22 protein-coding genes are annotated in these 24,044 nt (G+C 58.9%); 12 read left to right on the top strand and 10 right to left on the bottom strand.

What is annotated here, in order from left to right; genetic code table 11:
* Nucleotides 1-4: 4 nt before the first annotated feature.
* On the top strand, nucleotides 5-874 hold the full coding sequence (locus H8F23_RS25810; RefSeq protein ID WP_194936254.1) for a DUF6279 family lipoprotein: 870 nt from the start codon (nucleotides 5-7) through the stop codon (nucleotides 872-874).
* Between the two features lie 121 nt (nucleotides 875-995).
* Here the strand turns inward: H8F23_RS25810 and H8F23_RS25805 are convergent, their stop codons facing one another.
* On the bottom strand, nucleotides 996-1,388 hold the full coding sequence (locus H8F23_RS25805) for a transcriptional regulator (protein WP_194936253.1): 393 nt from the start codon (nucleotides 1,386-1,388) through the stop codon (nucleotides 996-998).
* Nucleotides 1,389-1,563: 175 nt separating this feature from the next.
* Between H8F23_RS25805 and H8F23_RS25800 the strand changes: the two genes are divergently transcribed.
* The 4 genes from H8F23_RS25800 to H8F23_RS25785 all read left to right on the top strand — a co-directional run bounded on the left by H8F23_RS25800 (nucleotide 1,564) and on the right by H8F23_RS25785 (nucleotide 4,099).
* Entirely contained in the window at nucleotides 1,564-2,301 is a 738-nt protein-coding gene (locus H8F23_RS25800; protein ID WP_194936252.1) for a DUF899 domain-containing protein, read from the top strand.
* Nucleotides 2,302-2,372: 71 nt separating this feature from the next.
* Nucleotides 2,373-2,648 carry a hypothetical protein gene (locus tag H8F23_RS25795; RefSeq protein ID WP_194936251.1) on the top strand — a complete coding sequence of 92 codons (276 nt, stop codon included), beginning with the start codon at nucleotides 2,373-2,375 and terminating at the stop codon, nucleotides 2,646-2,648.
* Nucleotides 2,649-2,902: 254 nt separating this feature from the next.
* The gene (locus tag H8F23_RS25790; protein WP_194936250.1) at nucleotides 2,903-3,487 is read left to right on the top strand and encodes a papain-like cysteine protease family protein; all 585 of its coding nucleotides are present in this window, start codon (nucleotides 2,903-2,905) and stop codon (nucleotides 3,485-3,487) included.
* A gap of 12 nt (nucleotides 3,488-3,499) precedes the next feature.
* The gene (locus H8F23_RS25785; protein WP_194936249.1) at nucleotides 3,500-4,099 is read left to right on the top strand and encodes a hypothetical protein; all 600 of its coding nucleotides are present in this window, start codon (nucleotides 3,500-3,502) and stop codon (nucleotides 4,097-4,099) included.
* A 53-nt stretch (nucleotides 4,100-4,152) separates the two neighbouring features.
* Here H8F23_RS25785 and H8F23_RS25780 read toward each other — a convergent pair whose 3' ends face one another.
* Nucleotides 4,153-5,493, bottom strand: a complete 1,341-nt coding sequence (locus H8F23_RS25780) for a DEAD/DEAH box helicase (RefSeq protein ID WP_038358505.1) — start codon at nucleotides 5,491-5,493, stop codon at nucleotides 4,153-4,155.
* 191 nt (nucleotides 5,494-5,684) lie between these two features.
* Here H8F23_RS25780 and H8F23_RS25775 point away from each other — a divergent pair, with 191 nt between their 5' ends.
* On the top strand, nucleotides 5,685-6,983 hold the full coding sequence (locus H8F23_RS25775) for a mechanosensitive ion channel family protein (RefSeq protein ID WP_093438086.1): 1,299 nt from the start codon (nucleotides 5,685-5,687) through the stop codon (nucleotides 6,981-6,983).
* A 24-nt stretch (nucleotides 6,984-7,007) separates the two neighbouring features.
* Here H8F23_RS25775 and H8F23_RS25770 read toward each other — a convergent pair whose 3' ends face one another.
* From H8F23_RS25770 to H8F23_RS25760, 3 genes are all read right to left on the bottom strand, one after another.
* On the bottom strand, nucleotides 7,008-7,874 hold the full coding sequence (locus tag H8F23_RS25770; protein ID WP_194936248.1) for a carboxylate/amino acid/amine transporter: 867 nt from the start codon (nucleotides 7,872-7,874) through the stop codon (nucleotides 7,008-7,010).
* 344 nt (nucleotides 7,875-8,218) lie between these two features.
* A complete protein-coding gene (locus H8F23_RS25765) occupies nucleotides 8,219-8,818 on the bottom strand; it encodes an FMN-dependent NADH-azoreductase (RefSeq protein WP_099758291.1) in 600 nt (199 codons plus the stop codon).
* A gap of 230 nt (nucleotides 8,819-9,048) precedes the next feature.
* Nucleotides 9,049-9,363 carry a 3-phosphoglycerate kinase gene (locus H8F23_RS25760; RefSeq protein ID WP_194936247.1) on the bottom strand — a complete coding sequence of 105 codons (315 nt, stop codon included), beginning with the start codon at nucleotides 9,361-9,363 and terminating at the stop codon, nucleotides 9,049-9,051.
* Nucleotides 9,364-9,412: 49 nt separating this feature from the next.
* On the opposite strand from H8F23_RS25760, the gene H8F23_RS25755 reads away from it, so the two are divergent.
* The 5 genes from H8F23_RS25755 to aqpZ all read left to right on the top strand — a co-directional run bounded on the left by H8F23_RS25755 (nucleotide 9,413) and on the right by aqpZ (nucleotide 14,639).
* Nucleotides 9,413-10,336 carry a LysR family transcriptional regulator gene (locus tag H8F23_RS25755; protein ID WP_194936246.1) on the top strand — a complete coding sequence of 308 codons (924 nt, stop codon included), beginning with the start codon at nucleotides 9,413-9,415 and terminating at the stop codon, nucleotides 10,334-10,336.
* Between the two features lie 14 nt (nucleotides 10,337-10,350).
* The gene (locus H8F23_RS25750) at nucleotides 10,351-11,154 is read left to right on the top strand and encodes an alpha/beta fold hydrolase (protein ID WP_194936245.1); all 804 of its coding nucleotides are present in this window, start codon (nucleotides 10,351-10,353) and stop codon (nucleotides 11,152-11,154) included.
* Between the two features lie 3 nt (nucleotides 11,155-11,157).
* Nucleotides 11,158-11,715 (top strand): peptidylprolyl isomerase, encoded by a 558-nt coding sequence (locus tag H8F23_RS25745; protein ID WP_194936244.1) that lies wholly within the window; start codon nucleotides 11,158-11,160, stop codon nucleotides 11,713-11,715.
* Nucleotides 11,716-11,803: 88 nt separating this feature from the next.
* Entirely contained in the window at nucleotides 11,804-13,636 is a 1,833-nt protein-coding gene (locus H8F23_RS25740) for an ABC transporter ATP-binding protein (protein WP_194936243.1), read from the top strand.
* A 307-nt stretch (nucleotides 13,637-13,943) separates the two neighbouring features.
* The gene (gene aqpZ / locus H8F23_RS25735; RefSeq protein WP_064586473.1) at nucleotides 13,944-14,639 is read left to right on the top strand and encodes an aquaporin Z; all 696 of its coding nucleotides are present in this window, start codon (nucleotides 13,944-13,946) and stop codon (nucleotides 14,637-14,639) included.
* Between the two features lie 113 nt (nucleotides 14,640-14,752).
* Here the strand turns inward: aqpZ and H8F23_RS25730 are convergent, their stop codons facing one another.
* Complete coding sequence (locus H8F23_RS25730; protein ID WP_194936242.1) at nucleotides 14,753-15,877, bottom strand: GNAT family N-acetyltransferase; 1,125 nt, start codon at nucleotides 15,875-15,877, stop codon at nucleotides 14,753-14,755.
* Nucleotides 15,878-16,159: 282 nt separating this feature from the next.
* On the opposite strand from H8F23_RS25730, the gene H8F23_RS25725 reads away from it, so the two are divergent.
* A complete protein-coding gene (locus H8F23_RS25725; RefSeq protein WP_007914428.1) occupies nucleotides 16,160-17,482 on the top strand; it encodes a putative porin in 1,323 nt (440 codons plus the stop codon).
* Between the two features lie 143 nt (nucleotides 17,483-17,625).
* On the opposite strand, the gene H8F23_RS25720 is transcribed toward H8F23_RS25725, so the two are convergent.
* From H8F23_RS25720 to hrpA, 4 genes are all read right to left on the bottom strand, one after another.
* Nucleotides 17,626-17,862 (bottom strand): anti-sigma factor family protein, encoded by a 237-nt coding sequence (locus tag H8F23_RS25720; protein ID WP_194936241.1) that lies wholly within the window; start codon nucleotides 17,860-17,862, stop codon nucleotides 17,626-17,628.
* Complete coding sequence (locus H8F23_RS25715; protein WP_093438125.1) at nucleotides 17,856-18,467, bottom strand: RNA polymerase sigma factor; 612 nt, start codon at nucleotides 18,465-18,467, stop codon at nucleotides 17,856-17,858. The genes H8F23_RS25720 and H8F23_RS25715 overlap by 7 nt, the downstream gene beginning before the upstream one ends.
* 137 nt (nucleotides 18,468-18,604) lie before the next feature.
* On the bottom strand, nucleotides 18,605-19,726 hold the full coding sequence (locus H8F23_RS25710; RefSeq protein ID WP_194936240.1) for a beta-ketoacyl-ACP synthase III: 1,122 nt from the start codon (nucleotides 19,724-19,726) through the stop codon (nucleotides 18,605-18,607).
* 322 nt (nucleotides 19,727-20,048) lie between these two features.
* Nucleotides 20,049-23,960 carry an ATP-dependent RNA helicase HrpA gene (hrpA, locus tag H8F23_RS25705; protein ID WP_194936239.1) on the bottom strand — a complete coding sequence of 1,304 codons (3,912 nt, stop codon included), beginning with the start codon at nucleotides 23,958-23,960 and terminating at the stop codon, nucleotides 20,049-20,051.
* Between the last annotated feature and the right edge of the window lie 84 nt (nucleotides 23,961-24,044).

The raw sequence follows: 24,044 nt of genomic DNA, 5'->3' as shown, positions 1-24,044 counted from the left end.
GCCCATGTCTCGCTGGTTCAAACACATCGCCGCGCTACTGATCTTTACCCTCGCCCTCGGTGCCTGCAGCCGTGTCGGCCTGGCCTACCGCAATCTCGACGTCATTATCCCGTGGACGCTCGGCGATTACCTGGACATGAACGGCGAGCAGAAAGACTGGTTCAACGAACGCCTCAAAGATCACCTGAGCTGGCATTGCACCACGCAATTGCCTGGCTATCTGGACTGGCTTGATCGCCTGCAAACCATGGTCGAAACCAATCAGGTCACCGATGCCGCGTTACAGGCGCGCACGACGGAAGCCAAGCAGGCCATCGCCGAAACCGCTCGAGAGATCACCCCGTCGGCGATCGAGTTGCTGCAAGGGCTGGATGACAAACAGGTCGCCGAGATGAATGACGCGTTTGCCAAGGATTTGCGCAAGCGTCAGCAGGAATACCTGAAACCACCGCTTGATCAGCAAATTGCCGAACGTGGCGCGCGTATGGTCAAACGCCTGAACGACTGGCTCGGCCCCTTGAGCGCTACCCAGGAACAGCGGGTAATGGCGTGGTCGACCGCGTTGGGCGATCAGTACACCCAATGGATCGCCAATCGCGCCCATTGGCAGAAGCAATTCAGTGCCGCCGTCGCACAACGCAAAAGTCCCGAATTCCCACAGAGAATCGAGACGCTTCTGGTCAATCGCGAGAGCTTATGGACAGCGGATTACCGCAAGGCCTTCGCCGATACTGAAGCGCAGGGACGCTCACTGGCGGTGGACTTGATGGCCGAGAGTACGCCGCAACAGCGTCAGCGGTTGTTGAAGAAGATCGAAGGGGTGCGCAAAGACTTCAACGACCTCAAATGCCTCAAGGCCGCGCAAAGACCTTGAACATTACGCATCCAAGTGTAGGAGTGAGCCTGCTCGCGATAGCGGACTTCCAGTGACATCAATGTTGACTGGAAGTCCGCTATCGCGAGCAGGCTCACTCCTACAGGGGTTCTGCGTGAACTCAGGCGATCTGGGCTTTGGAAGCCACTTCATCAAACGTCGCCTCGGCCAGCGCATCCTCCTGCTCATCCAGCACCTGACGCGGATGATCATTGCCGGGAATGCTGCTGTCGATCAGGCTCAGCAAGCTGGAACCGCGCGGCGTCAGAACAAAATTATTTCCCGTGCTGCCCTCCTCATCCGGACGCGGTGCGATGTAACCGCGCAACAGCAGCAACTTTTCATAGTCGCAAGCCAGCGTTTTCAGATGATCCAGATTCTCGATCGGCTCGCCGGCGCTGGCTTTCGCCGCCGTATAGTCTTCGGCGTAGGCCCGAGGGGCAAAGCTATGGCCGGCGCTGTTCTGCACTTCATGCAGCAAGCGTTCAATCAAATCCCAGTTATAAGTCGTCATCCTGATACAACCTCCGGTGCGCATGATTTATGGCGCGTTCATAGGTTGTGACCTGAGCGGTTCCCAGCCGTTCAGCCGCATTTCCCGCAGCGACCGACCGGCGGTCTGTCGATTTCCAGCAGGGTTAAACGACTAGTCTGAAACAGACGGTTTCAACCCCGTAGGAGAAATCATCATGAACGTTGAGAATCATCCGGTGGTATCGCGCGAAGAATGGCTCGCCGCCCGTAAGCAACATCTCGCTGACGAAAAAGCTTTCACCAAAGAGCGCGACCACCTCAGCGCCAAACGTCGCGCATTGCCATGGGTAAAGGTCGACAAGGACTACCACTTCCAGGGTCCGAACGGCGAGTTGAAACTGGCTGATCTGTTTGGCAAACACAGCCAATTAGTGGTTTACCACTTCATGTTTGCCAAGGACTGGGAGGAAGGTTGCCAGGGTTGCTCGTTTCTCAGTGACCACATTGATGGCGCTAACCTGCATCTGGCTCATCACGACATAGCGGTGGTAGCTGTTTCGCATGCGCCGTTCAACGAGTTCCAGGACTTTAAACGGCGAATGGGCTGGAAGTTCGACTGGGTGTCTTCAGAGGGTTGCGACTTCAACTACGACTTCGGTGTCTGCGCTCGGGCAGAAGATGTCGTTGCTGGAAAGGCTACTTACAACTACGAAAAGACTGACAGCGCCGAGGAGGAAATGCCGGGGTTGAGTGTGTTTTATCGTGATGCAAAGGGCGACATCTTCCACACCTACTCAACTTACGCTCGCGGTCTGGACATGCTGGTCGGTGCCTACAACTATCTCGACCTCACGCCCAAGGGCAGGAATGAGGACGAGATCATGGAGTGGGTGCGGCATCATGATCGTTATGAGCAAGGTGCTAAATCGAGTTGCTGCCACGAAGAGCGATAAGCACTGAACTTTTCCCGCGTTCAAGGCCTCAACCGGTTAACCCGCATTAACCGGAACTGAGGCCTGCTCCGATGAAAACCCTGATCAAGCTCACCCTCGCCGCCACCCTCGCCTGCGCCCTGCCCGCCTGGGCCTGTACCCCGGAAGAAGCCACCGAAAAACGCGAACAACTGGCCAAGGAAGTCGCCAAGCTCACCGAGCAGAACCCGGCCAAAGCCAAGGAGATCAACGCCGAGTTGAAGAAGATGGACCTGGGCACGGCGAGTGCCGATCTGCCGGACAAGTGCCAGTTGATTGATCAGCGGTTGAAAGAGTTGGGTACGGCTGAGAAAAAAGCGGAAAGCTAAAAGCGAAAGATCGCAGCCTTCGGCAGCTCCCACACCTCCCCCCTAGGAGCTGCTCAAGGCTGCGATCTTTTCATCTCAAAAATGCACTAATGCATTTATTTATTTGCGCTAATGCATATTCGTAACTACGGTTACATCGAGCAACGAGATCGGAACGGGCCATCTGACACGGCAACCCTTGAACACCGATCGCTCTGGAACATCGCAATGCCAAACAAGCTGGACGCTTGTTTTCACTCATGGAGGATTGAAAAATGTTAACCACAGAAGCAACGCAATTCACCGGCGAATCTTTGCCAAGGTGCCTGGCCAGTCATCTGCTCGACCCACAACTGGTCGAAGTCGAAGCCGCTGAACAACTCAGCGCTCTCGCCGCCGGCAGCCTCAACTTCAACATGCAGAAACAGACCCAGACCAACTGGTGCTGGGCCGCCGTTTCCGCCTCGGTCGGCAATTATTACGGCACCGGAAACTGGACCCAGTGTGGCGTCGCCAGCACTCAGCTCGATCGCAACTGCTGCAATCAGCCGGGGCCATGCAACGTCTACGGCTATCTGGATTCGGCCCTGCAAACCACCCGTAGCTACAACGGCATGAATCAAGGCTCGCTGCAGATGTCGGCCATTCAGAACCAGATCAGCATGGGCCGCCCGGTCGGCCTGCGCTGCGCTTGGTACGGCGGCGGCGCGCACTTTCTGACGATCTACGGCACCAACGGCGATTACGTATTGGTCGCGGACTCGATCTATGGCTATTCGACCCGCGCACTGAACGCGTTCCCCCGCGCCTATAACGGCGGCGGCAATTGGACTCACACTTACTTCACCGTGAAAAACTAGGAGGGCGAGATCATGCAACTGACTTATCCAAAGGCGCCTTCCAACGGCGTACAGACCTTGCGCCCGGCGCTACAAGCTGCACTGCAAACCCAAGGCTTTGGCGCCAATCGCCAATTCGCCAACGCAGCACCTGCGAAGATCAGTCTCAGTGAGGCCTATCGCGGCTACTCGCTGAATCTGGAAGACCTGAGCCAAGGCAAAGGCCTGAAAGACGCCCGCCTCGGCGACTGGCATTACCTGGTGTTTGCCGATGGCGTGACGATTGCCGATGCGCAATTGGCCGAGGTGCGCGGGCATGTCGAGTTCGCCTCGCTGAATCACGGCGATCACGCCGCCGCGACGGTGGCTGCGCTGAAACTGGCGGAACAAGCGCCGCAATTGCAGGGTAAAACCGTTGAGCTGCGCGTGCTGTTTGTCTCGGCGCTGCATGTTGTGGCGATCTGGCTGCATGCCGACGGTGACGACGTGCTGATCCCGATCGAGCCGACGCCCAAGGAGTTGGCGGTTACCGGGTTGTACAGCGAAGCAGCACTGCTCGCCGCCTTGAAACCGGCAGCAGATCAAGCCAAACGGCGCTTTGATGCCGACACCAGTGGCCAGCTCGGCAACTGATGGACGAAAAAAACCCGGACACTGTCCGGGTTTTTTATGCGCGCCTGAAAAGCTTACTCAGCCGCTGGCTCGGCCGGCTTGCGGCGCTTCAGCGGTGCCATGCCATCGCTGCTCACCAACGAGTCCGGCTTCGGACGGTTGACGCTCTTGCGCTTGGTCGGCGTCTTGGCGGCAGTTTTCTTCTTGTCGCCCTTGGCGTCAGTCTTTTTCTTCTTTACACCAACGGCTTTGCCCGAGGCCTTGACCTTTTTCGGTCCGCCGTAGGTGCCTTTGACTTCCTTGATGGTGCGGCGCTCGAAGCTCTGCTTCAGGTAGCGCTCGATGCTCGACATCAGGTTCCAGTCGCCGTGGCAGATCAGCGAGATCGCCAGACCGTCGTTACCGGCGCGGCCAGTACGGCCGATGCGGTGCACGTATTCGTCGCCGCTGCGTGGCATGTCGAAGTTGATCACCAGATCCAGGCCATCAACGTCCAGACCACGGGCCGCGACGTCGGTAGCGACCAGAATCTTCACGCCGCCCTGCTTCAGACGGTCGATCGCCAGTTTGCGATCCTTCTGGTCTTTCTCGCCGTGCAGCACGAACGCTTTGTATTCCTGAGCCACGAGGCGGCCGTAGATGCGGTCGGCCATGGCGCGGGTGTTGGTGAAGACGATGGCCTTCTGATAGGTCTCGTTGGCCAGCAGCCAGTTCACAATCTGCTCTTTGTGCTGATTGTGGTCGGCGGTGATGATTTGCTGACGGGTGGTCGAGTTCAGCTGGCTGACCGCGTTGAGCTGCAAGTGCTCAGGGTTGTTCAGCACCTTGCCGATCATCTCGCGCAGACCGGAACCGCCGGTGGTAGCGGAGAACAGCATGGTCTGCTGACGGTTAGGACATTCGTCAACCAGACGCTGTACGTCTTCGGCGAAGCCCATGTCGAGCATGCGGTCGGCTTCGTCGAGCACCAGCACTTCGACTTCTTTGAGGTCGAGGTTGCCGGCGTTGAGTTGTTCGATCATCCGGCCCGGGGTACCGATGAGGATGTCCGGCACTTTGCGCAGCATCGCGGCCTGGACCTTGAAGTCTTCACCACCGGTGATCAGGCCGGACTTGATGAAAGTGAACTGCGAAAAGCGTTCAACTTCCTTCAAGGTCTGCTGGGCCAGTTCACGGGTCGGCAGCAGGATCAGCGTCTTGATGCTGACGCGGACCTTGGCCGGGCCGATCAGGCGATTGAGGATTGGCAGTACGAAAGCGGCGGTTTTGCCGCTACCGGTTTGCGCAGTCACCCGCAGATCACGCCCTTGGAGCGCCAGCGGGATGGCCGCGGCTTGCACAGGCGTTGGCTCGACAAATTTCAGCTCGGCCACAGCTTTAAGCAGGCGTTCGTGCAGGGCGAATTGGGAAAACACGGGTGCTACCTCGAAGATATGCAAAAAAACAGCTGCATAGGTTACCGGTTTCGAGCGCTCAGGCCGAGTTTCTTTATACAAACGGACGTAATCAGTGGCTTTTTTGTTGCTCGATTTGTCTTCAACGGTAATACACGGCGTCTTAAATGCTCTAATCGCCCATCGCGTCTTACAGAAGAATCGTTGCTCATATGGATTTCAAACAGCTCTGGCACAACGCCCAAGACCTCTGGGGCACCCTCGAACAGCATCCGTTCTTGCAGGCTGGCCTCGCACTGACCGTGCTATTGGTCATCGCACTGGTGCTCGGACGAGTGGCGCGTTACCTGATCCTGCATGCCAGCCGCATGCTCGGGCGCCAACCGGCGCTGCACTGGATCAATGACTTTCGCCATAACAAGGTGTTTCAGCGTGTGGCGCAGATGACGCCATCGCTGGTCATCCAGTTCGGCCTGCATCTGGTGCCGGAACTGAACAAAACCGCGATGACCTTTCTCGGCAACGTCGCGTTGTCGTTCACCATTCTGTTCCTGTTGCTCTCGGTCAGCGCTCTGCTCAATGCCCTGCTCGACATCTATGCACGCACCGAACATGCGCGTACGCGCTCGATCAAAGGCTACGTGCAACTGGCGAAAATGGTTTTGTATGTGTTCGGTGCGATCATCATCGTCGCCACACTGATCGACCGTTCGCCGCTGTTGCTGCTGTCCGGTCTGGGCGCAATGTCGGCGGTGATTCTGTTGGTCTACAAGGACACCCTGCTGTCGTTTGTCGCCAGTGTGCAGTTGACCAGCAACGACATGTTGCGGGTCGGCGACTGGATCGAGATGCCGCAAGTCGGCGCCGATGGCGATGTGGTCGACATCACCCTGCACACGGTCAAGGTGCAGAACTTCGACAAGACCATCGTCTCGATCCCGACCTGGCGGCTGATGTCCGAGTCGTTCAAGAACTGGCGCGGCATGCAGCAATCGGGCGGGCGACGGATCAAGCGCAGCCTGTTCATCGATGCCAGCGGTGTGCGTTTCATCCGCGATGACGAAGAAGAAAAGCTCTCCCAGGTGCACCTGCTGACCGACTACATGAGCCGCAAGAAAGCCGAGCTCAAGGCGTGGAACGAAGCGCAGGGCAATGTCGCGGCGATGTCGGCCAACCGTCGGCGCATGACCAACATCGGCACGTTTCGCGCCTATGCGCTGGCGTATCTGAAGAGTCATCCGGAGATTCAACCGAACATGACCTGCATGGTCCGGCAGATGCAGACCACGGCGCAGGGCATTCCGCTGGAGATTTACTGCTTTACCCGCACCACGGTGTGGGCCGATTACGAGCGGATTCAGGGGGATATTTTCGATTATCTGCTGGCGGTGTTGCCGGAGTTCGGGCTGAGTCTGTATCAGCAGCCGAGTGGCGGGGATTTGCGTTCGGGGTTGCTGCCGGCGGTACTTGGCGCGGCGAGCATTCCCGAACCACAGAAACACCTGATGTAACCCCACCGATCACTCCTACAGGGGTTATGCGGTGACTGAGGATTTGCGGATGCCCAGTCGGCTGATCCATACGGCAGCGAGGATGACGCTGCCGCCAAGGAACAACCGCCCCAATTCCTCATGCTGATTCCAGATCAGCAAGTTCAGCAGCAACCCCACCGGCACATGCAAATTGTTCATCACCGCCAACGTGCCGCCGTTGACCATGCACGCCCCCTTGTTCCACCAGTACATGCCCAGCGCGGTCGAGACCAGGCCGAGGAACAGCAACACGCCCCACTGCAGCGGCGCTTCCGGGAGGAAGTTGGCTTTGCCGAACATCAGGAATGCCGGCAGCACCACTGCCAGTGCACCGAGGTAGAAGAAACCGAAACGCCGGTAATGCGGTAGATCGCTCGGGTGTTTCGCCACCAGATGCTTGTACATCACCTGCCCCGCCGCGTAGGTGAAGTTGGCCAGTTGCAGCAGCAGGAAGCCCATGAAGAAGTCCGGACTGACGCTGTCGAAACGAATCACCGCCGCACCGCACACCGCGACCAGCGCGGCAATCAGCGCCCACGGATTGAAGCGGCGGTTCAGCGCGTCTTCGATCAACGTCACGTGCAGCGGCGTGAGGATGGTGAACAGCAACACTTCCGGCACCGTCAGCACGCGGAAGCTCAGGTAGAGGCAGACGTAAGTTACGCCAAACTGCAAGGCGCCGATCATCAGCATGCCGCGCATGAATGAAGGTTCGACCGACCGCCAGCGGGTCAGCGGAATGAACACCAGCCCGGCCAGCACCACGCGCACCAGCACCGCGAAGTAACTGTCGACATGACCGGCCAGGTATTCGCCGATCAGACTGAAGGAAAACGCCTGGATCAGCGTGACAAAAAGTAGATAGCCCATGCTCGCCTCTGTTTTGAATGGCGGCGACGATAGCGGTTTTTGCGCCAGACCGCGAACCCTCCAACAACACAGATCCCCTGTAGGCCTTCGCCTGCTCGCGATAGCGGTGTGTCAGTCAATACTGATGTGTCTGAACAACCGTCATCGCGAGCAGGCTCACTCCTACAGGGATCTACGTCGTTCTCTGAATCGCAGGCAAAAAAAAGCCCGATCTCGCAAATGCGTTCAATCGGGCTACAGCACTCAGGAGCAACAAGTGCAAAGGGAGGTTCGATGCGCGTAGAGCCTTGAAGGGGTTGCGCCAGGTCACTTAAACAATCGGGGATTATCTGGCGATTAACCTATCAAGCAACCTGAGACAGTTTGGCGTTGGCCTGATTCAGGCCCTTCTCCTGGAAGTCGCCACCAAGGTTCATGCCCTCTGCATGAATGAAGGTCACGTCGTTGATGCCGATGAAACCCATGACCTGGCGCAGGTACGGCTCCTGATGGTCGGCCGGACCGCCGGCGTAGATGCCGCCGCGAGCGGTGAGCACGTAGGCACGTTTGCCGCTGAGCAGGCCTTGCGGGCCGGTTTCGGTGTACTTGAAGGTCACGCCGGCACGCAATACGTGGTCGAGCCAGGCCTTGAGGGTGCTCGGGATGGCGAAGTTGTACATCGGTGCAGCCATCACCAGCACGTCGGCAGCGAGCAATTCATCGGTCAATTCGTTGGAGCGATCCAGCGACGATTGCTCGTTGGCGTTGCGCTGATCGGCAGGCTTCATCCAGCCACCCAACAGATTGCTGTCCAGGTGTGGCACCGGGTTCACGGCGAGGTCACGTACGGTGATCTGATCGTTGGGATGCGCTGCTTTCCACTGACTGATGAAAGTCTGGGTCAGTTGACGGGAAACCGAGTCTTGCTGGCGGGCGCTGCTTTCGATGATCAGAACGCGGGACATGGTGTGTAGCCTCCATCCGAGAATGTTGTAGGTCGATGGAGTGAAGGTTAAACAGAGTCGAATCGATGAAAAAGCGCAAATAATTGCTATAACACATCGATAAATTCGTTTATAAGCTGACACATACCCTTGTAGGAGTGAGCCTGCTCGCGATAGCGGTGTGTCAGGCGATATTGATTTATCTGGGACACCGCTGTCGCGAGCAGGCTCACTCCTACAGGAGGCGACTGTTATTTCGGGGTGCAGCTCAGTTTGATGCGCAGTTTGATGATCGAGCGATTGAACTTGGCCGTGGCATTCCTGTACTTGCCTGCCGGGACATCGATGTTGCGCGTGCGTGGTGCTTCCGGACCATTCTGGAAAACCGCTTTGCAGGTCGCATCGACGTCACCGTAGTTGGCCACCCTGATCGAGCCTATATCGCTGTCAGTGGAAAAAGTCTCGTAATCGATCTTCATGCCGTTGAGATCTTTCTGCACATCGATCGGGTAAGCAAAAGCAGTCAGCGGAAGCAGCGCCAGCAGCACACAACAGAATTTTTTCATTCGGCAGTCTCCATGAGGGACGGCCAGCTTAGGACAAGAGGAGCTATTGATGAAAGCGCCCCGCGTGACCCTGGATCAATGGCGAACATTGCAGGCCGTGGTCGACCGCGGCGGATTCGCCCAGGCCGCCGAGGCCTTGCACCGTTCGCAATCGTCGGTGAGTTACACCGTCGCCCGCATGCAGGACCAACTCGGCGTGCCGTTGCTGCGCATCGACGGGCGTAAAGCCGTGCTCACCGAAGCCGGCGGCGTGTTGCTGCGCCGTTCGCGGCAACTGGTGAAACAGGCCAGTCAACTGGAAGACCTCGCCCATCACATGGAGCAAGGTTGGGAAGCCGAAGTGCGGCTGGTGGTCGACGCTGCTTACCCGAGTGCACGCATCGTCCGCGCGCTGACCGCGTTCATGCCGCAGAGTCGCGGCTGTCGCGTGCGTCTGCGTGAGGAGGTGTTGTCGGGTGTTGAAGAAGTGCTGCTCGAAGGCGTGGCCGATCTGGCCATCACCGGCCTGAGCATTCCCGGTTACCTCGGCGCGGAATTGAGTGACGTCGAGTTTGTCGCCGTCGCCCACCCCGATCACCCGCTGCACCGGCTCAACCGTGAGCTGAGCTTTCAGGATCTGGAAACCCAGATGCAAGTGGTGATCCGCGACTCCGGCCGCCAGCAACCACGGGATGTCGGCTGGCTCGGCGCCGAACAGCGCTGGACCGTTGGCAGCCTCGCCACGGCGGCGACGTTCGTCAGCAGCGGCCTCGGTTTTGCCTGGCTGCCCCGGCACATGATCGAGCGCGAACTGAAAGATGGCTCGCTCAAGCTGCTACCGTTGGACAGGGGCGGCAACCGCAACTCCAGCTTCTATCTGTATTCGAACAAGGACAAACCCCTGGGCCCGGCCACGCAAATCCTCATCGAACTGCTGCGTACCTTTGACACTTTGCCGCTGGACGCACCGTTCGCCGCCCCTGAACAAGCCTGACACGGAGTTCACCGATGGCCTGGTTCGAACATGAAGGTTGCAACCTGCACTACGAGGAATATGGCCACGGCGCGCCGTTGCTACTGGTTCACGGGCTCGGTTCGAGCACACTGGACTGGGAAATGCAGATCCCGGCCCTGGCCGCGCACTACCGCGTGATCGTCCCGGACATCCGCGGCCACGGGCGTTCGGACAAACCGCGCGAGCGCTACAGCATCGCCGGTTTCAGCGCCGACCTGCTTGCCCTGATAGAGCATCTGAACCTTGGCCCGGTGCATTACGTCGGGCTGTCGATGGGCGGCATGATCGGCTTCCAGTTCGGCGTCGATCATCCGCAAATGCTCAAGAGCCTGACCATCGTCAACAGTGCGCCCGAGGTCAAAATCCGCAGCCGCGACGACTACTGGCAGTGGTTCAAACGCTGGAGCCTGATGCGCGTACTCAGCCTCGCGACCATCGGCAAAGCCCTCGGCGGTAAACTTTTTCCGAAACCGGAACAGGCGGATCTGCGACAGAAAATGGCCGAACGCTGGGCAAAAAACGACAAACGTGCTTATCTCGCCAGCTTCGATGCGATTGTTGGCTGGGGCGTTCAGGAACGACTTTCCCGAGTGTCCTGTCCAACGCTCGTCATCAGCGCCGACCGTGACTACACACCGGTGGCACTGAAAGAAACCTATGTAAAACTGCTGCCGAATGCGCGGCTGGTGGTGATCGCCGATTCGCGCCACGCCACCCCGCTCGATCAACCCGAACGTTTCAATCAAACGCTGCTGGAGTTCCTCACCGCAGCCGATATTCAATCTCAGGATCACTGACCCATGTTGAAAAAACTCGCCCTCGCCGCTGGTACTGTGCTGTTTGCCGCCAACCTGATGGCAGCCACGCCGGCCAAGGCACCGCACGTGCTGCTGGACACCACTAACGGCCAGATCGAAATCGAGCTGGATCCGGTCAAGGCACCGGTCAGTACCAAGAACTTTCTGGATTACGTCAACAGTGGCTTCTACAACAACACGATTTTCCACCGTGTGATCCCGGGCTTTATGGTCCAGGGCGGCGGTTTCACTCAACAGATGCAGCAGAAAGAAACCAAGGCTCCAATCAAGAACGAACACAAAAACGGTTTGGCGAACGTTCGTGGCACCTTGTCCATGGCTCGCACTTCCGTACCTGATTCGGCGACCAGCCAGTTCTTCATCAACGTCAAGGACAACGACTTCCTCGACCAGGGCGACGGCTATGCAGTATTCGGCAAAGTGGTCAAAGGCATGGACGTTGTCGACATCATCGTCAACTCGCCGACCACCACCAAAAGCGGCATGAAAGACGTACCTGCCGACCCTGTATTCATCAAGTCGGCCAAAGTCATCGACTAAGCTGTACAGGGCGTATCGAGCGGCGCTGGCCTGATCCCGCGCCGCTCACACCGATAAAAGGAGAGCCCGTGCTCCGGGCGGTTATCTGATGCTCTATCGCCGTTTCGAACAACTGATCGACATATTCCGCGAGGCGCCGACGGCGTCCCCTCCAGATCGCGTCTGGCCTTTCTATACCTATTACCTCAAGCAAGTCTGGCCAAGTTTCGCCGCCCTGCTCGTCGTTGGCCTGTTCGCCGCACTGATCGAAGTCGCACTGTTCAGTTATCTGAGCCGCATCATCGATCTGGCCCAAGGCACACCGAACCCGAATTTTTTCAGCGACCACGCCCTCGAACTGACGTGGATGCTGGTGGTTGCCCTCGTCCTGCGCCCGATTTTCTTCGGCCTGCACGACCTGCTGGTGCACCAGACGTTAAGCCCCGGCATGACCAGCATGATCCGCTGGCAGAACCACAGCTACGTGCTCAAGCAGAGCCTGAATTTCTTCCAGAACGATTTCGCCGGGCGCATCGCCCAACGCATCATGCAGACCGGCAACTCGCTGCGTGACTCAGCGGTGCAAGCGGTGGATGCGCTATGGCACGTGGTGATTTACGCGATCAGTTCGCTGGTGTTGTTCGCCGAAGCCGACTGGCGCCTGATGATTCCGCTGTTGACGTGGATCGTCGCCTACATCGGCGCACTGTATTACTTCGTACCGCGCGTGAAGGATCGCTCGGTGGAAGCTTCCGACGCACGCTCGAAACTGATGGGCCGCATCGTCGACGGCTACACCAATATCGCCACGCTGAAGCTGTTCGCCCACACCAACTTCGAACAGCACTACGCCAAGGAAGCCATCGAAGAACAGACCGTCAAAGCGCAAATGGCCGGTCGCGTCGTCACCAGCATGGACGTGGTGATCACGGCCATGAACGGCTTGCTGATCGTCGGCACCACCGCGTTGGCGCTGTGGTTGTGGACGCAGTCGCTGATCACTGTCGGTGCGATTGCCCTGGCCACCGGCCTGGTGATCCGCATCGTCAACATGTCCGGCTGGATCATGTGGGTGGTCACCGGCATTTTCGAAAACATAGGCATGGTTCAGGACGGTCTGCGCACCATTTCGCAACCGGTCAGCGTCACCGATCACGAGCAGGCCAAACCGCTGGACGTGGCCCGTGGCGAAGTGCGTTTCGAGCACGTGGATTTTCACTACGGCAAGAAGCGCGGGATCATCGGCGACCTCAATCTGAACATCAAACCGGGTGAGAAAATCGGTTTGATCGGGCCGTCCGGCGCCGGCAAATCGACGCTGGTCAATCTATTGCTGCGCCTGTACGACGTCGAGGGTGGGCGGATTCTGATTGATGGCCAGAACATCGCCGAAGTCGGTCAGGAAAGCCTGCGTGCACGGATCGGCATGATCACCCAGGACACCTCGCTGCTGCACCGTTCGATCCGCGACAACTTGCTGTACGGCAAACCGGATGCGACCGATGCCGAGTTATGGGATGCGGTGCACAAAGCGCGTGCCGATGAGTTCATTCCGCTGCTGTCGGACGCCGAAGGGCGCACCGGGTTTGACGCGCACGTCGGTGAGCGCGGGGTGAAACTGTCCGGTGGCCAACGTCAGCGCATCGCGATTGCGCGGGTGTTGCTCAAGGACGCGCCGATCCTGATCATGGACGAAGCGACCTCGGCACTGGACTCGGAAGTGGAAGCGGCGATTCAGGAAAGCCTGGAAACCCTGATGCAGGGCAAAACTGTCATCGCGATTGCGCACCGACTCTCGACCATTGCCCGTATGGATCGGCTGGTGGTGCTGGAGAACGGCAAGATTGCCGAGAGCGGCACCCATGCCGAGCTGTTGGCCCATCGCGGTCTGTATGCACGACTTTGGGCGCACCAGACCGGAGGGTTTGTCGGCATCGACTGACTTTTTCCGTCACCACAAAACCCTGTAGGAGTGAGCCTGCTCGCGATAGCGGTGTCAGGCCCACTAATGTTGATAACACACCGTTATCGCGAGCAGGCTCACGCCTACAAAGGATGTGTGAAATCAGTGACCGATCAAACCGCCACAGCCCGCAAACCAAGGGTGCTGGCGGTTTTTTTGTGGCTGCTGGAAATCCGCAGAAAGCCTGCTGTACTCAGCCAAGGTTTCGGCACGAAACCTGTCGTAAATCTGCAGGGATGCGCAACGCGATGCAGTCTCGATAGCAGGGCTATCAAGGACGCCTCTCATGTCTCTGTTCAAACGTTCAGTCACTGAGTTGTTAGGCACGTTCTGGTTGGTATTGGGTGGTTGCGGCAGCGCGGTGATTGCCGCGTCTTCACCGTTGGGTATCGGGGTGCTGGGGGTGGCCCTGGCGTTTGGTCTGACGGTGCTGACCATGGCATTCGCCATCGGTCACATCAGCGGATGTCATCTCAACCCGGCCGTGTCGGTCGGTCTGTTCGTCGGCGGTCGGTTTCCGGCCAAAGAGTTGCCCGCCTACATCATCGCGCAAGTGCTTGGCGCGATTCTCGCGGCGGCGCTGATCGCGCACATCGCCAGCGGCAAGGAGGGTTTCGATATCGCTGCGGGCCTCGCTTCCAATGGTTATGGCGAGCATTCGCCGGGGAAGTATTCCATGGCGGCGGGGTTTGTGACCGAGCTGGTGATGACGGCGATGTTCGTGATCATCATTCTGGGCGCGACCGATAGACGCGCACCACCGGGGCTGGCACCGATCGCCATCGGCCTGGGCCTGACGCTGATTCACCTGATCTCGATTCCCGTCACCAACACCTCGGTGAACCCGGCCCGTAGCACGGGACCGGCACTGATGGTCGGCGGCTGGGCGATTGCCCAGTTGTGGATGTTCTGGGTCGCACCGTTGATTGGCGCGGTGGTCGGTGGCGGGATCTATCGCTGGCTGGGCAAAGAGGAAACCTGAAACCTGCACAATTCCCCTTGTAGGAGTGAGCCTGCTCGCGATAGCAGTCTGTCAGAGCCATCAATGTTGACTGATAGACCGCTATCGCGAGCAGGCTCACTCCTACAAAGGGCCTAGGTTTGGCGGTAGGGCAAGGCTGTTTTTGCTTCTTCGGCATAAGCGAGGACGCCGGCGCGTTCCTGTTTCAGGAAATCCTTCACCGCCGCTTTCAACCCCGGATGGCGCAAGTAATGCCATGAATGGGTGATCACCGGTTCAAACCCACGAATCAGTTTGTGCTCGCCCTGCGCCCCGGCATCGAAACGCTGATACCCCTGCGCGATCGCATAATCCATACCCTGGTAAAAACAGGTCTCAAAGTGCAGTCGATCAAACTCCGCCAGACAGCCCCAATAGCGCCCGTAGAAACTGTCGCCACCGACCAGACTGAAGGCCATCGCCACTGGCCGTGAGCCTTGTTTGGCCAGTACTACGCGGATCGCTTCGGGCATGCGCTCGGCCAGCAGACTGAAAAATTCCCGCGTCAGGTACGGTGCCTGACGCCGCACCGCATAGGTATTGGCGTAGCAGGCGTAGACAAAATCCCACTGCGCCTCGTCCAGCTCGCGCCCCTCCAGCCATTCAAACGCAAAGCCCTGCCCCGCCACTTGCTCGCGCTCCTTGCGCATCTGTTTGCGTTTGCGCGAACTGAGTACGTCGAGGAAATCCTGAAAGTCGCGATACCCGCGATTCTGCCAGTGATATTGACAGCCAATGCGTTGCAGCCAGCCCGGTTGTTCGGCCATCGCCGCGTCGGTGAAGGCGTCGGTGAAATTGATGTGTGCGCTGGAGAGCCCTTCGATCTCCAGGTAACCGGGCAGACTCTTGAGCAGCTCGAAACCGTCTTCGACATTGGCCGCCAAGAGGCGCGGGCCGCTGACTGGACTGAATGGCACGGCCGTCAAAAGCTTGGGGTAGTAATCGATACCGGCGCGGGCGCAGGCGTCGGCCCAGCCGTGATCGAACACGTACTCGCCGTAGGAATGCCACTTGCGATAACTGGGTAGCGCGGCGATCAGTCGATCATCTTCGATGTGCAGCAGATGCTCAGGTTGCCAGCCGGTGTGAGGGCCAACGCTGCCACTGTCTTCCAGTGCACTGAGAAAAGCATGGCGCAGAAAGGGCTGGCTTTCAGGCACCAGCGCATCCCAGGTTGCCGGAGCGATTTGCGACAGGTTTTGCAGGCATTGCAACGGCATCGACAGCTCTCCACAACAGGACTTCAGCGCCCGGCGAGTATCGCCGATTGCGCGCCATTGCACACCCGCAATCGGCCGACAGCGCTCTAGCTCAATAGTTCAGGCCAAATCGATATCGTCATCAACCTGCCATCACTGTGCCACTGCTCTGTCATAAACCATCGCGATACTGGCGCCTGTTTTTAGAGCGCCGGGTTCTACCCGGACACTGTTTTCCGACGTTCGAATCGTCGGTTGTGCCCCGGATGGTTGTGCCATCCCCTCTCATCTTCGGAGATTGCTATGCGTCTTGCTTCCACGAAAACTGCGGCGGCCCTGTGCGGTGGCTTGTTGCTGGCCATGAGTGTTCCGGCCAGTGCTGCAGTCGACGCCAAACTGCTCGACATGCTCAAGGCTAACGGTTCCATTTCCCAGGCGCAGTACATCGAACTGCAAACTGAACTGGCCAAGGATCAGAAGGCTCAGCAAATCGCGCAGCAGGCGCAGCAAGAGACCAACGAACAAGTCGCCGCTGTTGCGAAGAAAACCAACGAACAAAGCGTCTTCGACCAGAAACTCGCCTGGGCAGCCAAGACCCAATTCAAGGGCGATGTGCGTATCCGTCAGGAAACCATCAAGATCGATGGCGAACCGAACAACGGCGGCCGCGACAAGGACCGTCAGCGCATCCGCGCCCGTCTGGGTGCCTACACCGAGATCAACCCGCAAGTCGACACCGGTATCCGTATCGCCACCGGCGGCGGCGATGATGCCCGTTCGACCAACCAGGACCAGGACAACTACTTCGACAAGAAGCAGATCTGGCTGGATCTGGGCTACATCGACTACCACCCTGACCAGATCAAGAACCTGCACATCATCGGCGGCAAGATGCTCCAGCCGTGGGTCAGCATGGGCGACGTGATCTGGGATAGCGACATCAACCCGGAAGGTCTGGCCGTTACCTACAAATACCCGTTGGGCAGCAGCGCCGAACTGTTCGGCAGCCTGGGTAACTACAACCTCAAGGACAACGTCGACGGCGATGGCGTGCAATTCCGTCACGACTTGCGTCTGACCGCCGGCCAGTTGGGTAGCCGCTTCAACATCACCGACAACTTGAAAGTGACTCTGGGCGGTAGTGTCTACGCCTACCAGAACGACGAAGACAGCCGCTGCACCGGCACTTCCACACCGTGCGCACTGGCGGTCAACGGCAACTCGGCCAACAACGAATTCCGTCTGTATGAAGGCTTCAGCCAGGTCGACATCGGCGGTCTGCCAATGCCACTGTCGTTCTACGGTCAGTACGTGAAGAACAACGATGCCGTGACCGATCAGGACACTGCGTGGCTGTTGGGTGCCAAGTCGAAAGTCTTCGGCCTGAACCTCGATTACAACTATCGTGACGTGCAGCGCAACGCCGTAGTCGGCGCTTTCACCGACTCCGACTTCGCCAACGGCACCACCGGTTCCCGTGGGCACAAGTTCAAGGTCGGTTACGACATCGACAAGAACTTCGCTATCGGTGCCACGTACTTCCTGACCAAGGCTGACTTCGCCAGCCGTACCCAGCGTGACGCTGACGCCAACACCTTGCAGCTGGACGCGGAAGCCAAGTTCTAAGAAAACAGCTACACGCTTCGAGCGACAAGCCGCAAGTCACAGCTCCCCTTGCGATTTGCCGATCGAAGCTGATTTTCCTGCAGCCCGGTGCAGTTACAGCGATCCCCATCATCCGTTCGCTGGCGCTGCACCGGGCTGTGTTTTTACGGGCTATCGTCCCGCCTCTGCGTAGCCAGACGCTCAGCCAGCGCGTCCACACCCTCTTCCGGTTTCTCCGGCATCGCCTTCAAGGTCGCTTGCATCAAACGCATCTGACGAATGAAACGCCGACAGTTCGGGCAGAACATCAGGTGATGACGCACCATCAGCTTTTCGCGAAAGCTCAATTGGTCATCGAGATAATCGCTGGAGCGCGCCACTTGTTCCTTACAGGTCAGCATTCCCCGGTCTCCTCAAAATGCTCCACGGTCGCGAAGACTTTCAGCCGCGCACGATGCAGCAGCACACGGACATTGGAGAGCGAGATCTCCAGAAGATTACAGATCTCCTCCAGCTCCAGCCCTTGGCGTTCGCGCAACAACAAAACGCTGCTTTGCAGTTCCGACAGGTTCAGCAGAGTGTGCTCCAGACAGTCACGCAATTCACCTTCGGTCAGCAAGGCTTCCGGGGTGTCCTGATGCCAGGCGAACGGGGCAACCAGCCAATGGCCGTCACCGGGAGAAAAGCGGTCATCGTCGATCGTGCCATGGGGTGACGGCAGATCATCCATCAACACTTCCCGGCGATTTTGTTTATATCGGCTTTTGGCCGAGTTGGCCGTGATGGTCAACAGCCAGGTCTTGAGACTGGAGCGGCCTTCGAAGCTGGCGATGTGGCGCACCACCGACAACCAGGCGTCCTGCACCACTTCTTCGACATGGCGCTGGCCGACAATCGCATACGCCACAGCGCGCATGGCGCTCTGATACGTTGTCACCAGTTCCTTGAAGGCCTTTTGCTCACCCGCCAGCAGGCGCGCAAGCAGTTGGGTATCGTCAGCCGCCATCCAAAAATCTCCTTGTGCCGATTCCGAAAATGATAGCGGCAGGTCTTCACCTGCCGTCATTTCCGAAAAATTACAGCGTTTGAGCCGATTCGGATGTAGGAAAGGTCGGCGCGATCAGGTGGAAATTAAACCGATTTTCAACGCTTGCGCAGAATCACGCTACCGATCGAATAGCCTGCACCGAACGAACTCAACACCGCCAGCGAACCGGCAGCCAGATCATCCTGATACTTGTGGAAAGCAATCACCGAACCCGCAGAGCTGGTATTGGCGTAGGTGTCGAGAATCACCGGGGCTTCTTCTTCAGTGGCTTCGCGACCCAGCAACTTGCGCACGATCAGGTGATTCATGCTCAGGTTGGCCTGGTGCAGCCAGAAGCGCTTCACGTCACCGACGTTGAGCTGGTTCTCTTGCAGATGTTCGCCGATCAGCTCGGCAACCATCGGGCAGACATCCTTGAACACCTTGCGGCCTTCCTGCACGAACAGTTTGTCGCGGGCACCAATGCCCTCTTCCGCCGCGCGGTTGAGGAAACCGAAATTGTTGCGGATGTTGTTGGAGAACTTGGTCAGCAGCTTGGTGCTGACCACATCGAACTGGTGTTTGGACGTCGCGGTATCAGCGCGCTCGATGATCACTGCAGTCGCGGCATCGCCGAAGATGAAGTGGCTGTCGCGGTCACGGAAATTCAGGTGACCGGTGCAGACTTCCGGGTTGACCATCAGGATCGCCCGGGCCTGGCCCAGCTGCACGCTGTTGGCAGCGGCCTGGATGCCGAAAGTCGCCGAGGAACAGGCCACGTTCATGTCGAAACCGAAGCCCTGAATGCCCAGGGCTTCCTGGACTTCGATGGCGATGGCCGGGTAGGCGCGCTGCAGGTTGGAACAGGCAACGATGACGCCGTCGATGTCGGCAGCAGTTTTGCCGGCACGTTGCAGGGCCTGTTCAGCAGCGCCGATAGCCATCTGGCAGAGCACCGACCATTCGTCGTTGGAACGCTCCGGCAAGCGCGGGGCCATGCGTTGTGGGTCGAGGATGCCATCCTTGTCCATGACAAAGCGGCTCTTGATGCCTGAGGCTTTTTCGATGAACGCGGCGCTGGATTCGGTCAGGGCCTGGACTTCGCCGCGGGCAATGGCCTCGGCGTTGTCGGCGTTGAACTGGGCGACGTAGGCGTTGAAAGACTGCACCAGCTCTTCATTGGAGATGCTGTTGGCCGGGGTGTACAGGCCGGTGCCGCTGATGACGACGTTATGCATGGTCGTTTCTCTAATCTGTTCAGGCAGAAAGTGCTGGAACCGTCGTACCAACACACAAAGGGTCTATTCCCATCCGGGGGACGCAAACCTGGCATCGCTTTATTCCGTCGCGCGAACCGGCCGAAGGCTCTGGGTCGCGAAACCGGCGTTTATGGTGGCGAAGTTTGCCATAAACGTGGCCTTTTGGCGCCTTTCTCCTTCTAAACGCGATCCCTGTAGGAGCTGCCGAAGGCTGCGATCTTTTGATCTTGACGTTGTAAAAAGCAAAATCAAAGGATCGCAGCCTTCGGCAGCTCCTACAGGATCGTTACAAGGCGTGGGGTCAGGGTTCGACCTGGGTCCACTGCTTGTTCAGGCGTTTGTCGGAAATCGGCACTTTCGTCCCCAACTGCTGGGCGAACAGCGACACCCGGTATTCCTCCAGCCACCAGCGATACAACTCAAGCTGCGGATCGCGTTTGCCTTCCTGGGCATGTTTCGCCGCGCGAGTCTGGTATTGCCCCCAGAGGCCGGCGAGTTCGCCGCTCCAGACGCGATCCTTCTGCACCTGCGCGCCGAGCTTTTCGAAGCGCTGCTCGACCGCTTTCAGGTAACGCGGCAACTCCTTAAGCCACTGCATCGGCGTTTCGCGGACAAACCCCGGATACACCAGATTGTTGATTTGCTGCTTGATGTCATTGAGCGCCACGGCCTGGGCCAGATCGATCTTGCCCTTGAAGCGCTTTTGCAGGCCGTGCCACAGCTTGAGAATCTCCAGGGTCAACCGGGCCACGCGCTCGGCGTGCTCGGTCCAGTTGCCGCGTTTGCGCTCGGCCAGTGCCGCCAAACCAGCGCCGTCGCGGGGCAACGGGTCTTCGCCTTCGAGAATGCAGCTGTCGAGGCTCGCCAGCAGAATATCTTCAACCAGCGCATCAACCCGGCCCAGCTCGCGATAGAGCAAGCCCAGTTCGGTTTGCCCCGGCAACTTGCCACGCAGGAACTTGGCCGGCTCCGCCAGTTGCTGCATCAACAACCGCTGCAAGGCGCGACGATGCTGGAATTCGGCCTCGGCCGGGGTCGAGAAGCGCCCTTCCTTGACCGTGCCGCCCTCTTCAACCAGCGCCGGATACACCGTCATCGACAGCCCGGCGATCTTCTGCTGAGTCTTTTCTGCTACCGGGGCGAAGACCTTGGCCTCCACCGGTTGCTGATTTTTCGCACTCTGCGGCACCGCCAGCGCGGCCTGACTGGCTTCGGCAAACCGTGCGGTCAACTCGGCCAGATCGCGACCTTCGCCGAGGAATTTGCCTTGGCCGTCGACAATTTCCAGGTTCATCCGCAGATGCCCCTCGACGCCTTGCTCGGCTTCGACCCAGGCCTCGTCGCTGACCCGCGCGCCAGTCATGCGCAGCAGTTCGCGACCGAGCGCTTGCGGCAACGAACCCTCGGCAAAGGTCATGCGTTGCAGCGCAGCTTTGATGAAGTCCGGCACCGGCACGAAGTTCTTGCGCAAGGCCTTCGGCAGGTTGCGCACAAGGGCGATGCACTTGGCCTCGATCAGCCCCGGCACCAGCCATTCCAGGCGTTCCGGTGGCAGCATCGGCAACAGCGGGGCCGGTACGCGCAGGGTCACGCCGTCGCGCGGATGATTGGGTTCGAAGTGATAAGTCAGCGCCAGTTCCAGATCGCCGATGTGCAGCGTGTCCGGGTAATCGCGCGCGGTGACTTCACTGGCTTCGCGGGCCAGCACGTCTTCTTCGCGCATGATCAACAATTGCGGATTCTTCTGGCTGTTGATGCGGTACCAGCTGTCGAAGGTGGCGGTCTGGTGAATCTCCGCCGGCAATCGCGCGTCGTAGAACGCGTACAGGGTTTCTTCATCGGCGAGAATGTCGCGACGACGGGCTTTTGCTTCCAGTTCGTCGAGCTGTTCAAGCAACTGTTGGTTGGCGGTCAGGCACTTGGCTTTCGATTGAATTTCGCCACGCACCAGACCTTCACGGATAAACAATTCGCGAGAAACCACCGGATCCACCGGGCCGTAATGCACCGGCCGGCGGCCGACCACGATCAGCCCGAACAGAGTGATCTGTTCGAACGCGACGACTTGGCCGCGCTTCTTTTCCCAATGCGGTTCGAAGTGGTTTTTCTTGATCAAGTGCCCGGCCAACGGCTCGATCCAGTCGGCGTCGATCTTGGCGACCATGCGTGCATAAAGCTTGGTGGTTTCCACCAGTTCGGCGGTCATCAGCCACTGCGGGCGCTTCTTGCCGATGCCCGACGACGGGTGAATCCAGAAACGTCGCTGACGCGCGCCGAGGTAATCGCCATCCTCGGTTTTCTGGCCGATCTGGCTGAGCAAGCCGACCAGCACCGCTTTGTGCAGTTTCGGGTAATCCGCCGGCTCTTTGTTGAGGCTCAGCTGCATGTCGCGGCAGATCAGGCTCAACTGCCGATGCGAGTCGCGCCACTCGCGCAGACGCAGATAGTTGAGGAAATTCTTCCGGCACCAGTTACGCAACGGGCTGGCGGTCAGCGCCTGGCGCTGCTCTTCAAAACCGCGCCACAGATTGACCAGTCCGGCGAAGTCCGAATCGGTGTCCTTCCATTGCGCGTGGGCCTGATCGGCAGCTTGCTGACGCTCCGGCGGCCGCTCGCGCGGGTCTTGAATCGACATCGCACTGGCGACGATCAGCACTTCCTGCAAACTGCCGAGCTTGGCTGCTTCAAGCAGCATACGGCCCATGCGCGGGTCGACCGGCAGGCGCGCCAGTTGGCGACCGAGCGGCGTCAGCTGACTGTTGCGGTCAACCGCCGAGAGTTCTTGCAGCAGGTTGAAACCGTCGCTGATCGCCTTGCCATCCGGCGGCTCGATGAACGGGAATGCGGTGATCTCGCCGAGACGCAGATGCAGCATCTGCAGAATCACGGCAGCGAGGTTGGTGCGCAGAATCTCTGGATCGGTGAATTCCGGGCGCCCGTTAAAATCTTCTTCGCTGTACAGCCGAATACAAATGCCCGGCTCAACCCGCCCGCAACGACCTTTACGCTGGTTGGCGCTGGCCTGGGAAATCGCTTCGATCGGCAGACGCTGGACCTTGGCACGGTAGCTGTAGCGGCTGATGCGCGCGGTGCCGCTGTCGATCACGTAACGGATGCCCGGCACGGTCAACGAGGTCTCGGCGACGTTGGTCGCCAGCACCACGCGACGGCCCGGGTGCGACTGAAAAATCCGCTGTTGTTCGGCCGGCGACAAGCGCGCGTACAGCGGCAGGATTTCCGTGTGTTTCAGTTGCGCCTTGCGCAGCATGTCGGCGGCGTCGCGAATCTCGCGCTCGCCGGGCAGGAACACCAACACGTCGCCGGGACTGCGGCGTTCGCTGCGTTCATACGCGGCAATTTCATCGAGAGTAGCGAGGATCGCCTGATCGACGGTCAGGTCATCCTCGACGCGGTTGCCCTCTTCGTCCTGCTCCAGGGTCAGCGGGCGATACCAGGTGTCCACCGGGAAGGTGCGGCCGGAGACTTCGACAATTGGCGCATCGTCGAAGTGCTTGGAGAAGCGCTCCAGATCGATGGTCGCCGAAGTGATGATGACTTTCAGGTCCGGGCGACGCGGCAGCAGGGTTTTCAGGTAGCCGAGCAGGAAGTCGATGTTGAGGCTGCGCTCGTGGGCTTCGTCGACGATGATCGTGTCGTAGCGTTCGAGGTAGCGATCGTTCTGGGTTTCAGCCAGCAGAATACCGTCGGTCATCAGCTTGATCAGGGTGTTGGAATCGCTTTGATCCTCGAAACGCACCTGATAGCCGACCAGCGCACCGAGCGGCGTAGCGAGTTCTTCGGCGACCCGGCTGGCGACGCTGCGCGCAGCGATTCGACGCGGTTGGGTGTGGCCGATCAGACCGTGCTGACCGCGACCGATTTCCAGACAGATTTTCGGCAACTGGGTGGTTTTGCCCGAGCCGGTTTCGCCGGCGATGATCAGCACTTGATGCTGCTCCAGCGCCTTCTTGATCTCGTCGCGCTTGGCCGCAATAGGCAGACTGTCGTCGTAACGAATCACCGGCAGGCTGGCCCGCCGTGCCAGCACCTGATCGCAGGACGCCTGCATGCGCGTCACCCATTGGGCCAGTTTGGCCTCATCGGGTTTCTTGCGCAGCTCAAGCAACTGCCGCCGCAGCCGGTGACGGTCGGCGAGCATGGCGTGATCGAGGTTCTTCAGCAGTTTGTCGATGGAGGGCGATTCGTCGGTCATCGGGTAGGCAATTCGGTCGTCTATTTATGCAGGGGGCGGATTGTCGCAGATTTGGGGGATGTTTGGCGTGTCAGGGGGATTGCT

Origin of the sequence: Pseudomonas neuropathica (assembly GCF_015461835.1) — a bacterium.
GTDB classification, from domain to species: Bacteria; Pseudomonadota; Gammaproteobacteria; order Pseudomonadales; family Pseudomonadaceae; genus Aquipseudomonas; species Aquipseudomonas neuropathica.
The sequence above is the reverse complement of the archived record's forward strand: the minus strand, read 5'-3'. Positions and strand labels throughout refer to the sequence as shown.

Coding starts and splice junctions, on each gene's coding strand:
- H8F23_RS25770 (WP_194936248.1), bottom strand. CDS start 7,874: ATGGGCTATCTACTTTTTGTCACGCTGATCCAGGCGTTTTCCTTCAGT.
- H8F23_RS25785 (WP_194936249.1), top strand. CDS start 3,500: ATGCAACTGACTTATCCAAAGGCGCCTTCCAACGGCGTACAGACCTTG.
- H8F23_RS25800 (WP_194936252.1), top strand. CDS start 1,564: ATGAACGTTGAGAATCATCCGGTGGTATCGCGCGAAGAATGGCTCGCC.
- H8F23_RS25745 (WP_194936244.1), top strand. CDS start 11,158: ATGTTGAAAAAACTCGCCCTCGCCGCTGGTACTGTGCTGTTTGCCGCC.
- H8F23_RS25725 (WP_007914428.1), top strand. CDS start 16,160: ATGCGTCTTGCTTCCACGAAAACTGCGGCGGCCCTGTGCGGTGGCTTG.
- hrpA (WP_194936239.1), bottom strand. CDS start 23,960: ATGACCGACGAATCGCCCTCCATCGACAAACTGCTGAAGAACCTCGAT.
- H8F23_RS25750 (WP_194936245.1), top strand. CDS start 10,351: ATGGCCTGGTTCGAACATGAAGGTTGCAACCTGCACTACGAGGAATAT.
- H8F23_RS25710 (WP_194936240.1), bottom strand. CDS start 19,726: ATGCATAACGTCGTCATCAGCGGCACCGGCCTGTACACCCCGGCCAAC.
- H8F23_RS25740 (WP_194936243.1), top strand. CDS start 11,804: ATGCTCTATCGCCGTTTCGAACAACTGATCGACATATTCCGCGAGGCG.
- H8F23_RS25730 (WP_194936242.1), bottom strand. CDS start 15,877: ATGCCGTTGCAATGCCTGCAAAACCTGTCGCAAATCGCTCCGGCAACC.
- H8F23_RS25810 (WP_194936254.1), top strand. CDS start 5: ATGTCTCGCTGGTTCAAACACATCGCCGCGCTACTGATCTTTACCCTC.
- aqpZ (WP_064586473.1), top strand. CDS start 13,944: ATGTCTCTGTTCAAACGTTCAGTCACTGAGTTGTTAGGCACGTTCTGG.
- H8F23_RS25715 (WP_093438125.1), bottom strand. CDS start 18,467: ATGGCGGCTGACGATACCCAACTGCTTGCGCGCCTGCTGGCGGGTGAG.
- H8F23_RS25805 (WP_194936253.1), bottom strand. CDS start 1,388: ATGACGACTTATAACTGGGATTTGATTGAACGCTTGCTGCATGAAGTG.
- H8F23_RS25790 (WP_194936250.1), top strand. CDS start 2,903: ATGTTAACCACAGAAGCAACGCAATTCACCGGCGAATCTTTGCCAAGG.
- H8F23_RS25720 (WP_194936241.1), bottom strand. CDS start 17,862: ATGCTGACCTGTAAGGAACAAGTGGCGCGCTCCAGCGATTATCTCGAT.
- H8F23_RS25760 (WP_194936247.1), bottom strand. CDS start 9,363: ATGAAAAAATTCTGTTGTGTGCTGCTGGCGCTGCTTCCGCTGACTGCT.
- H8F23_RS25755 (WP_194936246.1), top strand. CDS start 9,413: ATGAAAGCGCCCCGCGTGACCCTGGATCAATGGCGAACATTGCAGGCC.
- H8F23_RS25795 (WP_194936251.1), top strand. CDS start 2,373: ATGAAAACCCTGATCAAGCTCACCCTCGCCGCCACCCTCGCCTGCGCC.
- H8F23_RS25765 (WP_099758291.1), bottom strand. CDS start 8,818: ATGTCCCGCGTTCTGATCATCGAAAGCAGCGCCCGCCAGCAAGACTCG.
- H8F23_RS25775 (WP_093438086.1), top strand. CDS start 5,685: ATGGATTTCAAACAGCTCTGGCACAACGCCCAAGACCTCTGGGGCACC.